The sequence below is a fragment of the Roseitranquillus sediminis genome (assembly GCF_016918935.1).
In the GTDB taxonomy this organism is placed as follows: domain Bacteria; phylum Pseudomonadota; class Alphaproteobacteria; order Rhodobacterales; family Rhodobacteraceae; genus Roseitranquillus; species Roseitranquillus sediminis.
This window is the reverse complement of record NZ_JAFFOB010000008.1, coordinates 1-12,652: the sequence shown is the minus strand read 5'-3', so window position 1 is coordinate 12,652 and position 12,652 is coordinate 1. Positions and strand designations below refer to the sequence as shown.

The window sequence follows — 12,652 nt, the reverse complement described above, 5'->3', positions numbered from 1 at the left end:
GACCTGCCGCAAGGTGGCGGCGCATGGGTCCAAGGTGAAGTGGTGACGGGATGATGATGGATCCGACGACCGAGTCGATCGCGCATTTCATCGGCCTGTTCGAGCTCAAGATGGAAGAGCTCCGCCTCCGCCAGGACTACCTGGAATTCCGCCTCAAGCAGTCGCTGCCCGACGAGACCCCGCCGATGGAGGTCGTGGGGGTGCGGCTGGAGGCTCCCTACCAGCTCCGGCCCTACGACCCGGGCCTGGACTACGACCCGCAGGCATCGGCGCTGCCGCCGCTGCCGCCGATCCATTCCGCGACATGGCACGAGATCGAGATCCCCCCGGTGCCGGGCCTGCCGCCGGCCGAGTTCCCCGAGCTCGACCACCCCCGCATCGCGCCGGCCATGGCGTGGGGCTTCGTGATCGGCCCGCCGATGTCGATCGTCACCGTCACCCTGCAGTCGGCGCGGCTCTACGACGACGACGTGATGGTGAACGGCCTCGGCGCACATTTTCTCGCCCCCGCCGCGCTGCACGCGACGCTGGCCGGCCTTGCGGGGGCCGCCGAGGCGCTGGAGGTGCTCGGCCCTCCCGACATTCCCTGGGACGGCGCGTGGCTGGCCTTCGCGAGCGAGGTGCTGGCGCAGATGGAGGCGGCGGAGGTTCCCGCCGGCGGCCCGGCCGAGGCCTGGCTCTTCCGCGGCGAGACGGCGCAGGGCGTCATCATCGACGGCGCCGCCGCCGAGGAGGCGCCGGACTGGCAGGACCTGATGCCCCACTACCTCCGCCCGGAGGAGGAGCTCGAGGAGAGCATCCCTGGCGACGACGCGGACGGCGCCGCCACCGACGGCGAGACCCTTGCCGCGCGCACCGAGGACGGCAGGGCCGCTTCGGAAACGGTCCGCGAGCACGACTTCTCGCGCGACTTCAGGGGCCACCAGGACGACCCCTTCGCGCTCGAGCCGGGGCACGAGGTCGTCGCCGGCGCCAACACCGCCATCAACGAGGCCGTGCTCGCGTCGAAGTGGCTCGACGCATCGCTCTTCGTCGTCCTGGGCGACGTGGCGCGGCTCGACGCGATCAGCCAGGTGAACGTCCTCGTCGAGCACGACACGATTGACGGGCTCGCGACGTACCAGCCGTCGCTGGCGGCGAACATCGCCGAGATCACCACCGTCTCGTCGCACGACCCCGACGACCCCGCGTCGCCCGACGTCCTGCCGCTGGTCTGGGACGTGGTCCGGATCGAGGCCGACCTGATCCAGGTGAACTGGGTCAAGCAGTTCACCTTCGCCTCCGACTTCGACCGCGCCGAGGTGACCTTCACCGCCAGCGCGACGTTCCTCGGCTTCGGCGAGAACGAGATCGTCAACTCGACGGTCCTGAACGAGTTCGGCTACCTCTACGACCTGGTCTTCGTGGCCGGAAACATGGTCGACGCCACGGTCGTCACGCAGAAGAACGTCCTCTACGACAGCGACCGCATCACCACCACGGGCGGCGGCCTCGAGGCGGCGGCCGCCATGCCCGAGCCGGAGCCTGCGGAGCCGGAGCCCGCCGCAGTCGCGGAGATCGGCGCGCCCAAAGCGGAGGCGGTTACGCCGGCGGTGGAGGTCGCGGAGGCTCCGGCGGACGAGGCGCCCGACCCCGCGCCTGCGATCGAGGAACCGCAGATCGCGCAGCCGGAGCCGCCCGCGGTCTCGCTCGCCGACAACCTGCTCCTCAACAAGGCGACGCTCGAGACCACCGGCGCCGACAGCTTTGCCGAGATGACCGAGAAGTTCGCCGCCGCGGCCGAGAAGCTCGCCGAGGGCGCCGAGACGATCTCGCGCGAGGTGGCGCAGGACGCGATGTTCGCCGGCCGCGAGGCGCTGCGCGTGCTGCAGGTCGACGGCGACCTGGCCAAGGTCAACCTCTTCGAGCAGACCAACATCGTCGGCGACGCCGACCAGATCCACATCGCGATGGAGACGCTGCGCGGCGAACTCGAAGCCGAGATGAAGCTGATCGCGGGCTCGAACGCGCTGGTGAACCTCGCGACGGTGATCGAGCGCGGCGTCGATTCCAAGATCATGGCCGCGGGCGAGGTCTATGACGAGGCCCTCATCCACCAGGCCGGGCTGATCGACACCGATGCCGTCCCGAACGGCGTGGCGATGTCGGCGCTCGTGAACGAGGCGATGGCCTTCCTCGCCGACGGGATGCTCGAGCCGGAGCCGATCGGGGACGAGATCGTCCCGACCGGCAGCTCGGAAGGCCCGGCGCCCGTCGACGTGATGCAGACCCTCCTCGCCTGACTGTAACCAGGGAGCGTTTTCTTGAAGGATTTTCCGAACGACGCCGAAGCCGCCGGAGCCCGCACCGCGCGCCGCGAACCCCCGCTGAAGCTTACCCCGGACGACCTTCTGAGGCAGCCGCCCTCGGCGCGCGAGACGGGCAAGCCGCTCGGCGTCGGCGCCACCATCGAGGGCACCGCGGGCCCGGTGCCGAAGGCGCCCGAGCGGCGCGAGCCGACGGGTGGCGGGGGCGGCGGCAACGGCGGCGGCAAGGGGCCCGGTTTTCACCGCCGCCTCGGCCCCGAGAACTTCGAGGCGAGCCTGCAGAAGGGCATGGCCGCCGTGCGCGCGAACCTCGCGCACGTCATGCTGATGACGCTCGCCACCAACATCCTGATCCTGGCGATCCCAATCTACCTCTTCCAGATCTCCGACCGGGTGCTGACCAGCCGCTCGGTCGACACGCTGATCATGCTGACGGTGGTGATCGGCGGCGCGGTGATCCTGCAGGCGGTGTTCGACGCGATCCGCCGGTTCATGCTGATGCGCACCGCGGTCGAGGTCGCGGCGCAGCTCGGCGCGCCGATCCTGAGCGCCGCGGCGGCGGCCTCGCTGCACGGCTCGGGGCGCGAGTACCAGACGCTGGGCGACCTGCAGCAGCTCCGCGGCTTCCTGGTGTCGGGCACGCTGATCTCGTTCCTCGACGTGCCGTTCGCGCCGCTCTTCATCTTCGCGATCTACCTCGTGCACCCGCATCTCGGCACGATCGTGGTCGTGACCTCGATCCTGCTGCTGGTGATCGCGCTCATCAACCAGCGCCTGACCGAAACACCCTTCGCGCAGGCCAACATGGCGCAGAGCCGGGCGAACCTGCACCTCGACTCGATGGCGCGGAACAGCCAGATCATCAACGCGCTGGCGATGATCCCCGAGGCGGTGGCGATCTGGGGCCGCGACACCGCCGCCTCGCTGACGGCGCAGGTCCGCGCGCAGGACCGCAACATCGTCTCGGCCGCCTTCAGCCGCGCTGTGCGGCTGCTGACGCAGGTCGCGATGCTGGGCTGGGGGGCGAAGCTCGCCATCGACGGAGAGATCACCGGCGGCATGGTGATCGCCGCCTCGATCATCGCGGGCCGGGCGCTGGCGCCGATCGAGGGGTCGATCGAGGGGTGGAACGCGTTCCTCCTGTCGCGCGCGGCCTACGGGCGGATCGCGAAGCTGCTGACCTCCTCGGCGCTGCAGTGGGAGCGGCTGCACCTGCCCCGCCCCGAGGGCCGGCTCGACGTCGAGCGCCTGCTCTACATCCCGGGCGGCACCAAGCAGGTCGTGCTGAACGGCATCAGCTTCTCGCTGAACCCGGGCGAGAGCCTCGCGATCATCGGCAACTCGGGCGCGGGCAAGACCACGCTCGGCAAGATGCTGGTGGGCTCGATCCTGCCCACCTCGGGCAACGTCCGGCTCGACCTGATGGACCTCAGGAACTGGGACCCGCGGCAGTTCGGCGAGTCGATCGGCTACCTGCCGCAGGACGTCCAGCTCTTTCCCGGCACCATCAAGCAGAACATCGCCCGGATGCGCGAGGACGCGACCGACGAGCAGATCCACGCCGCCGCGGTGCTGGCCGACGTGCACGAGATGATCGCCTCGCTGCCGCAGGGCTACGAGACGATCGTGGCCGCCGACGGCTCGCCGCTCTCGGGCGGGCAGAAGCAGCGGATCGCGCTGGCCCGCGCCTTCTTCGGCAACCCGCGGATGGTGGTGCTCGACGAGCCGAACTCGAACCTCGACACCGCGGGCGACCGGGCGCTGGCCCGCGCGCTCCAGCACGCCAAGGAACAGAAGATCACCGTCGTCGTGGTGACGCAGAAGCCGTCGCTGCTCTGCGTCGTCGACAAGATCATGCTGCTCGCCGACGGCAGCGTCGGCATGTTCGGCGAGCGCGAGCCGGTGCTGCGCAAGCTCGCCGGCAGGAAGTCGGGCGGCCAGGTCGCCGACCAGGGAGGCCAGAATGGGTGAGCTCGCAACCATCGGCCGGCACGAGGAATGGTACCGCGACGTGCCGCGCTCGATCCGCCGCCAGGCCCTGTTCGGCATCATCCTGCTGGCGGTCGCCTTCGGCGGCTTCGGCGCCTGGGCGTTCCGCGCGCCCCTCGCCGCGGCGGTGATCGCGCAAGGCTCCTTCGTCGCCACCGGACAGAACAAGATCGTCCAGCACCTCGAGGGCGGGATCATCGAGGAGATCCTCGTCAAGGAAGGCGACCGGGTCGAGGTGGGCGAGGTCCTCCTGCGGCTCGACGAGACCGCCTCGTTCGCCAACGAGCGCGAGCTGCTCCTGCGCCAGCACCGGCTGGAGGCGACGGAGGCGCGGCTCCTGGCCGAGTACGCCGAGGAGGAGGCGCTGGATTTCCCGCGCCATCTCGAGGCGCTCAGGGAGGACAACGAGATCGAGGCGATCCTCGCCGGCCAGACCCTCTCCTTCAACGTCTCGCGCCGGTCGCTGGCGCAGGACGTGACGCTGCTGGAGCGGAACGCGGACGCGCTCGACGTGCGCCGGGTGGGCTACGCGACCCAGCTCGCCTCGCACCGCCGCCAGCTCGAGCTCCTGACCGAGGAGCACGCCGCCAAGGCCGAGCTCCTCGCCAAGGGGCTGTCGCGGCGGCCCGAGGTGATCGCGGTCGAGCGCGTCATGGTCGAAGCCGAGGGGCAGATTGGCCGGCTCGAGGCCGAGATCGCCGAGATCGACCAGATCCAGCGCAAGTACGAGGTCCAGATCGAGAAGGCGCGCAGCGAATACCGCCAGGCTGCGCTCGACGAGCTGCAGGTGGTGCAGGCCGAACTCGAGAGCATCCGCGAGAAGGCGCGCAAGGCGCAGAACGTCCTCGCCCGCTCCGAGGTGACGGCCCCGGTCTCGGGTACCGTGGTCCGGCTGCACTACCACACGCCCGGCGGCGTCATCGAGACCGGCAAGGCGATCCTCGAGATCCTGCCGGCGGGCGAGCCGCTGATCATCGAGGCGATGATCTCGCGCACCGAGATCGACAGCGTCCGCACCGGCCAGCACGCGACGGTGCGCCTGACCGCGCTGAACCAGCGGACGACGCCGGTGCTGGACGGCGAGGTCTTCTACATCTCGGCGGACGCGATCGCCGATACCGGGGCCGGCGATGTGCGCGAGGTCTATCTCGCCCGCGTCTCGCTCCCGCCCGACCAGATCGCCCGGGTGCCGGGCTTCACCCCGACGCCGGGGATGCCCGCCGAGATCATGATCCAGACCGAGGAGCGGACCTTCGCGCAGTACCTGGCGAAGCCGGTCGTCGACAGCATGTCGCGGGCCTTCCGTGAGCAGTGACGCCGGAAGCCGGGAGGGTGCCGCGACGCGCCCCGCCGCCGTACCCGCGTTCGAGCGGCTGCCCTTCGCGCTCGCCCCCGACGCGGACTTTCTCTACTGGACCGACAGCCACCGCGCGGCGGCCGGGATCCTCGAGCGGGGGCTCGACCGGCAGGCGCCGATCCTCCTGCTGACCGGCGGGACCGGCACCGGCAAGACCACCCTGGTGCAGTACCTGCTGGGCACGTCTCCCGCGGACCTGACCGTGGGGCAGCTCTCCTATCTCGGGCCGTTGCGCGGCGACCTCTGCGACTGGTTCCTGCTGGCGTTCGACGTGGCGCCGCAGGGCGACGGGCCGGCCGCGCGGCTCAAGGCGCTGCAGGGCTTCGTCATGGCCGAACATGCGGCGGGACGGCGCTGTCTCCTCGTCATCGACGAGGCGCAGGGGGCGACCGACGACGAGCTCGAGGGCCTGAGGCAGCTCGTCAACATGGACACCGCGCGGAACACGATGCTGCAGATCCTGCTGGTCGGTCAGCCGTCGCTGCGCGCCCGGCTCGAGGAGTCGCGCCACGCGCCGCTCCTGACCCGGCTTGGCGCCGACGCGCAGATCGAGCCGATGCGCGCGGCCGAGACGGCGGCCTATGTCCGCCACAGGCTCGCCCTCGCGGGCGGGACCGCCGGCATCTTCGATGAGGCGGCGCTGGCGCTGGTGCACGAGGTCGCGCGCGGCGTGCCGCGGGTCGTGAACCTGCTCTGCGACCTCTGCCTCGACCACGCCGTGGTGTCGGGCCGGCCCCGCATCGACGCCGGGCTCGTCCGCGAGGTCGTCGCGCGCGCCGAGCGCACCGGCACCTTCGCCAGCCTCTCCGGCCGCCGCGCGCCGCACCCGCCCCTGCCGGACGAGCCGCCGACGGGTGCGACGGCGGGCGGCGGGCGGGACCGGGCGCCGGCGGAAGGCCAGGAGGCGCGGCCCCCGGCGCCCATGGCCGCGAACGTCCCGGACCGGCCGCGCGCGCGCCCGGCGGCCGGCCCCGAGCCTCCACCGGAACCACGTCCCGAGCCGGCGGCGCGGCCGGAGCCTGCCGCCGCCAAGCCCGCACCGCCACCTTGCAGCCCTGCCCCCGCGCCCCCCTCGAACGGTGCGTCTCCCGCAACAGCCTCCGGCGACAAGGCCTCGTTCGCGCCGCCATCCAGCGACGACGCCGAACTCGTCCGGCAGCTGGCCTACAGCGCGATGGCCTCCCTCCCCGACTACGCGGACGGCAGGAAGCGCCGCCGGTGCGGAGCGACGGGCCCCGTGGAGCGGCGGCAGGCACCCGCGCCCCCCGCGCCATCGGCCCCTGCCGCCCGGCGCACGCTCCGTCTGGCGCTGGCCTCTGTCGTGGTCGTGCTCGGCGCGGGCGGCATCGGCCTGACGAGCCTCATCTCGGCTCCGTCGCCCGACCCGGTTCCCATCGCCGCCGCGCCTGCTTTCCCGCAGGAGGCCGCCGCGGCGGCGCCGGCGGCTGTCGAAGAGGCGGACGCTCCCACGCCGCCGCGTCTCGACGGCAGCCGCTACCTGACCACGCCCGCCCTGCCGACGGTCGCGCCTCCCGACGCCTCGGCGGCCGAGCTGCACGACTTCGCGCTCGACCTCGCGCTGCTGGACCGGGAGACGGCGGCGGTCGCCCTCGCCCGCGCCGCGAGCCGCGGTCACGGGCGCGCCGCCTACTATCTCGGCCAGATCTACGAAACGGGTGACGGCGTGCCGCTCAACCGCGCGCTGGCCCGCGCCTGGTACGCGGCCTCGGAACAGCCCGGCGCGCTCCGCCGGCTACCGTCGCTCGCCCCGCCGCCGCGGGCCGCGGCGCTGGCCCCGCCGCGCCTGCTCTCGGCCGCGCGGACGGCCGACGGGATGCTGGAACTCGTCTGGACGGGCATGACGGACGGGGACGGCGTGACCTACCGGGTCGAACTGCTGGGCGCCGACGGAAGCGTCCTGGCCGACGAGCGGCTGCCCGCCTCGGCCCTGCGCCTGGCGGCCCCCGCGGACGAGCTCTTCTGGCGCGTCACCGCCGAGGACGGCACGGCCACCGCCCCCTCCCGCCTCCAGCGCATCCCCGCCGCGCCCGCGCCCCGCTGAGCCATCGGGCGCGTCGCCGATCGAATGCTGACGGACAACGAACGGCGATCGCGCGGCAGGATTTCGCCCCGAAATCCTCGCCCGTTCCATCGCCGATACCGGCGTTCAGCATCTGATCGAAAACCTGTCCCGAATTCGAACAAAGTTGTATCAAGATTCAGGACCAGGGAGAGGCTTAACAAGAATAACGCGAAAGACGTTGTATGAGTGCAATTCAAAGTTTCAAACAGATCACTTTCGGAATTCTGCACGACACCCTCAATCGTTTCCGATACGGGATCGCGGCGCCAGGCAAGAACCAGATCGTCTGGGTGGATCCACAGGCCATAGGAACGCAGATCGATTCCTTCGACGAAGGTTTCCAGCGGGCGATCCTGGGAAAGGCCTTCGCGCACATCCCTCCGCATATCTCCGCGGGCAATCGCGCGCACCAGGCGCGCATGGCTCTGCATCGCGCTCCGGGAATGGTGCTCTGGTCCGACTTCGATCGCCATGTCGTCCCGTTTTCCGAGCATGGCACGTTCCGGATGATGTGCCGGATGTTCGATCAGGGCCTGGATTGGGAGGCAGCGGGCTTTTACGACCGGATGATGAAACGCACCCGAAAGGGGCCGGGCAAGCTACCCTCGACGCGGGATGACGTGGTGGCGCGCTATGCCCGCCTCGACCCGCTGGTGGAGCGGATGCGGGCCGGCGGGTGCTTCGATCCGCCTCCGGGCGGCCTTGCGCGGTATCGCGGCGTCGATGGCGTGATGGTGGCCGTCGGCCGCGGAGGCGAGCTCATCTTCGCCCATAGCGGCGCCCATCGCCTGTCGCTCGCGAAATGTTTCGGACTGCCGCGCATTCCGGTCAATGTCTGCGCGGTTCACGGCGAGGCTCTGAGGTCCGGCGCCTGGAAGCGGCTCCTCCTCGCCTCGAGACGCGAACCGGGCAGTCCGCGCGGCGCAGACGGTCCTGCGGACGACGCGTCGCGGGAAGCTTCGTCCCGCGACATGACGGCGCTGCTGCCGACGCGGGTGCCGTCCCGGATGTAGCGGGTCCGCTCTGCCGCCCGGCCCGGCCGTCGTCAGGCCGAGGGCAGGTGGCGCAGCAGCACCTCCTCGAGCCGGCGGGTGGTGGCCGCGCTGTCGTAGGTGCGGGCGACCTCGCGGGCGCGGGCGCCCAGGCGGCGGCGGAGGGCTTCGTCGGTGGCGAGGCGGCGCATCGCAGTCGCCTGGGCCGTGACGTCGTCGGGCTCGATCAGGACGCCGTTCTCGCCGTCGAAGACCTGGTCGGGGGTGCCGCCGACGCGGGTCGCGATCAGCGGCAGGCCCGCGGCGCCCGCCTCGACCAGCGTCGTCGGGAAGCCCTCCATCCAGCCGCCCTCGGGACGCGAATGCTGCAGGTAAACGTGGGCCGCGGCCAGCTCCTCCGCAACGCGGTCGGAAGGCAGGAGGCCGGTCAGCCGCACCCGATCGCCCACCGGGCTCTCGGCGACGCGGGCGCGGAGCGTCGCCATCTGCGGGCCGTCGCCCACCAGGACGAGGCGCGCGTCCGGCACCTCGGTCGCGACCCGCTCGAAGGCGGCGAGCGACTGCAGCTGCCCCTTCTCGGGCGAGACGCGGCCGACGCTGATGAAGACCGCCGGGTCGCCCGCGTCCCGCTCGGGCAGCGGGCGGGCCGCGAAGACGGAGGTGGGGGCGCCGCAGGGGATGAGGCTGCTCTCCACCCCCGGGGCGAGGCCGGCGATCACGTCCTGCTGGTAGCGGCCGACGGCGATCACGTGGGCGAAGCGGGGCAGAGCGCGGGCCAGCGCCCGGCGGTAGTGGCGAAAGCGCAGGAGCGAGGTGACGTCGCGGCCGTGAACATGGGCCACGACCGGAATCCGGCCCCGCACCGCCTCGACGAGCGGGATGGCGTTCCAGGCGAAGTGCGCCAGCACCATGTCGATGCGCGCCTCGGCCAGCATCTCGTCCATGCGGCCGAGCGCGGCGGGGGCCGGCAGCGCACCTGCGGCCAGACCCAGCTTGCGCTGCATGCGGCGCAGCGGCCCGCCCCCGCCGGCGCCGAAGAGGTGCAGCTCGCGCCCCTCGGGCAGGGCCAGCCCGTCCGCGCGGCGCCCCTGCGCGAAGTACACCGGCTCGAACGCCGCGAACGCCTCGGCCTGGCGGATCGACCAGACCTCCGAGGGGATGCCGAACTCGGTCACGACGATGCCGAGGCGCGGTTTCGTCATGGGCGGCCTCTCACTTGCGCGGGGTCAGGCGGAACGGGTGGTTCCACGGCCGCACCACGTGAAGGAGCGGCGTCAGCGGAACGCGCCAGACGTAGCGCCAGAGCCCAGCCGCCGCCAGATAGCGCCCGTGGCGAAGGTAAAGCCGGTAGGCCAGCGCGGGATGCCCCGCGGCGAAGAGCTCCCGCATCCGGCGGACCAGGCGGCGGGCGATCAGCCGCGCCCGCTCGGCCCGGGTGCCGGTATAGGCGCCGCGCGCGTCCTGCGCCGCCAGCCAGTCGATGCCCTGGACCATGTACGCCACGTTGCCGGTGAGCGAGTCGCCCCTCAGCGTGCGCACCGCCACGAGCGGCGGCGCCGTCAGCAACGCCACCGGGCCGCCGAGGCGCATGAAGAGGTCGGTATCCTCCTGCTGGCGCACGCCCTCGGCAAATCCGCCCACGGCCTCGAACCGGTCGCGGCGAATGGCGACGTTGGCCGACTTGAACTCGATCGCCGTCTCGGCCTCGGCCGCGGCGTAGAACGACGGGTGGATCCGGCGGGCGGGCGCGGCGCGGGCGATATCCGCCAGATCGGCCGCCTCGGCGAAGGGCACGTGGGCCAGGAACGCCATCCCCACCTCCGGCGGGAGCGCGGCGAGCTCGGCCCGCAGCACCTCGATCGTCCAGGGAAACCACATGTCGTCGCTGTCGATGAGCACCAGCCAGCCGCCCTGTGCCCTTGCGGCGGCGGCGTTGCGGGCCGCGCCGGGGCCGGCGTTGGCCTGCTCGACCACCTCGATGCTGGCGCCGCCCCCCATGCCGGCCGCCGCCTGCCGCGCGACCCCGGCCGAGCCGTCGGTCGAGCCGTCGTCGACCACGATCACCTCGACCGAGCCGTCCTGCGGCAGGGCGATGCTGCCGAGGCAGTCGCCGATCGACCAGGCGCGGTCGTAGAGGGGAACGAGGACGGAGAGCGCAGGCATGGAGACGCGTTTGACAAACCCCACCCCTGCGGACAAGGCGTATCGCCGCGCCGTGGTTTATCCGATCCTGGCCGGCCCTCCGGTTTCGGCGACGGATCTCGAAGCCGCCTCGCAGGCGGCGGCCGCGGCACAGCCGAGCGAGGCCAGGATCATCTCGCCGCCGTCCTCGATCACGTGCAGCGCGCCCACGACCACCGCTTTCGGCACCCCGTCGAGCGCGAATATCGCCGCGATCGCCGCCATGTCGGCAACCCCTCCGCAGAGGACCAGCAGCGCGAGCATCCCGACGAAGGCCGCGCCAACGCCCCAGTGGCGACGCTCCGTCCAAAGAAAGCCCCAGGCCAGCGCCAGCCCGACCGCCGTGCCAAGGACGCCCCAGACCAGGATCTCGCCCAGGTCCTGCCCGCGCATCAGGCCGATGCGCTCGTCGAGGTCCAGCGCCGCGCCCAGGACGGCGCCCAACCGCTCGTGCACCATCAGCATGTCGTCCGCGAGCAGCACGGCGAACATGAAGGCCAGCGCCAGCAGGAGCGGAATGCGCGTCTGCCGGAAGGCCCGCGCCAGCAGCACCGCGGCAGCCGCCCACTTGCCGTAGCTGAAGACCTCTCCCGCGCTCCAGTCCAGCGTGAGGTCGAGCACCGGGGGAATCACCCGGTCGCTTGCCGACATCGAGTAGAGGCCCGCCCCGACGTAGCCCAGGATGAGGATCGCATCGATCGCGACCAGAACCGTCAGCACCCTGAAGAGCACGGCCTCCGAGATCGAGGCGCGAAAGGACCTGAGGGAATCACCAAACATCGAAACCGCCCTACTGAAAAAGTAACGGTAGCATGACAGACCCGGGGCCAAACCACCCCGCCGTCTCGCCGAGCGGCCGTTTGCCAAGACCTGCCTGCGCGTTTGGCAATTTGCCGCGAAGTGCGCCAAGGATGACCGCGTCGGCCACGGGCCGGGGCGAGACAGGCAGCCGGAGGCGCGGATGGACGACGCGAAGGTCTACAAGGACGACAGGAGCAGGTTCCGGCGGTTCCTGAGGCTGGTCTTCTCGCTGCTCGACCCGCGGGCCTATGCCCACGCCCTGAAGGTCGTGAACTACTACAACTACACCCATGTGGCCGAGCTGCGGAAGGCGACGCTGGGGCGCGGCGTCCAGATCAGCCCGACCGCGAGCTTCGCCAATGCGCAGAACCTGACCATCGGCGACCGCGGCCGGATCGGGGCCAACACCAGCCTCTGGGCGGGCCCGGGAAGCGGCCGGATCGTCCTGGGCGAGGACATCCTGATCGGTCCGGGCGTCATGCTGACGGCGGCGAGCTACAGGTTCGACGACGGCAGCCCGGTCACGCGGCAGGCGATGGACGAGAGCGACATCATCGTGGGGCGCGACGTCTGGATCGGCTACGGTGCAGTGATCCTGCCGGGCGCCCGGATCGGCGACCGCGCGATCGTCGCCGCGAGCGCCGTGGTGCGGGGCGAGGTTCCTCCGGGCGCCATCGTGGCCGGCGTTCCGGCCAGGGTCGTGGGACACCGCGCGGAGGCGCCCGCGGAGGTGTCCCCGCCCGCCGCAGGGCCGTAGGACGCGGGCCGCGTCCGGCCGCTCTTAACCGAGGCGGTCCGCGCCGGTTGCGGCACCGGGCGGTTCCGCCTATGCGCTCGCCGACCTCCGCTTCACGAAGGACCTACCCCATGCAAGCCCACGCGCCGATCCCGGAGCTCTACGTGTCGTCGGAGAGCGCGCGGAAGCTGAAGGCGGAGGCGGCGG

At 71.8% G+C, this 12,652-nt stretch carries 9 protein-coding genes; 6 read left to right on the top strand and 3 right to left on the bottom strand.

The features are described 5' to 3' along the window. Positions 1–50 precede the first annotated feature (50 nt). The 5 genes from JM664_RS04915 (at position 51) to JM664_RS04895 (ending at position 8,748) form a co-directional block, all read left to right on the top strand. Positions 51–2,282 carry a hypothetical protein gene (locus JM664_RS04915; protein ID WP_227418804.1) on the top strand — a complete coding sequence of 744 codons (2,232 nt, stop codon included), beginning with the start codon at positions 51–53 and terminating at the stop codon, positions 2,280–2,282. A 21-nt stretch (positions 2,283–2,303) separates the two neighbouring features. Continuing rightward, positions 2,304–4,277: a type I secretion system permease/ATPase gene (locus JM664_RS04910; RefSeq protein ID WP_227418803.1), complete on the top strand. Its 1,974-nt coding sequence runs from the start codon at positions 2,304–2,306 to the stop codon at positions 4,275–4,277. Then, on the top strand, positions 4,270–5,610 hold the full coding sequence (locus JM664_RS04905) for an HlyD family type I secretion periplasmic adaptor subunit (protein WP_227418802.1): 1,341 nt from the start codon (positions 4,270–4,272) through the stop codon (positions 5,608–5,610). The genes JM664_RS04910 and JM664_RS04905 overlap by 8 nt, the downstream gene beginning before the upstream one ends. Beyond that, entirely contained in the window at positions 5,600–7,714 is a 2,115-nt protein-coding gene (locus JM664_RS04900) for an AAA family ATPase (protein WP_227418801.1), read from the top strand. The genes JM664_RS04905 and JM664_RS04900 overlap by 11 nt, the downstream gene beginning before the upstream one ends. Positions 7,715–7,917: 203 nt before the next feature. After that, on the top strand, positions 7,918–8,748 hold the full coding sequence (locus JM664_RS04895; RefSeq protein ID WP_227418800.1) for a hypothetical protein: 831 nt from the start codon (positions 7,918–7,920) through the stop codon (positions 8,746–8,748). 32 nt (positions 8,749–8,780) lie between these two features. Here JM664_RS04895 and JM664_RS04890 read toward each other — a convergent pair whose 3' ends face one another. Genes JM664_RS04890 through JM664_RS04880 form a run of 3 tightly spaced genes read right to left on the bottom strand, consistent with a single transcriptional unit; the run spans position 8,781 to position 11,688 of the window. Continuing rightward, a complete protein-coding gene (locus JM664_RS04890) occupies positions 8,781–9,929 on the bottom strand; it encodes a glycosyltransferase (RefSeq protein ID WP_227418799.1) in 1,149 nt (382 codons plus the stop codon). A gap of 10 nt (positions 9,930–9,939) precedes the next feature. Next, entirely contained in the window at positions 9,940–10,890 is a 951-nt protein-coding gene (locus tag JM664_RS04885; RefSeq protein WP_227418798.1) for a glycosyltransferase family 2 protein, read from the bottom strand. A gap of 57 nt (positions 10,891–10,947) precedes the next feature. After that, positions 10,948–11,688, bottom strand: coding sequence for a hypothetical protein (locus tag JM664_RS04880; RefSeq protein ID WP_227418797.1), 741 nt, complete (start codon positions 11,686–11,688; stop codon positions 10,948–10,950). A gap of 181 nt (positions 11,689–11,869) precedes the next feature. Between JM664_RS04880 and JM664_RS04875 the strand changes: the two genes are divergently transcribed. Continuing rightward, a complete protein-coding gene (locus tag JM664_RS04875; RefSeq protein WP_227418796.1) occupies positions 11,870–12,466 on the top strand; it encodes an acyltransferase in 597 nt (198 codons plus the stop codon). Positions 12,467–12,652: the final 186 nt, after the last annotated feature.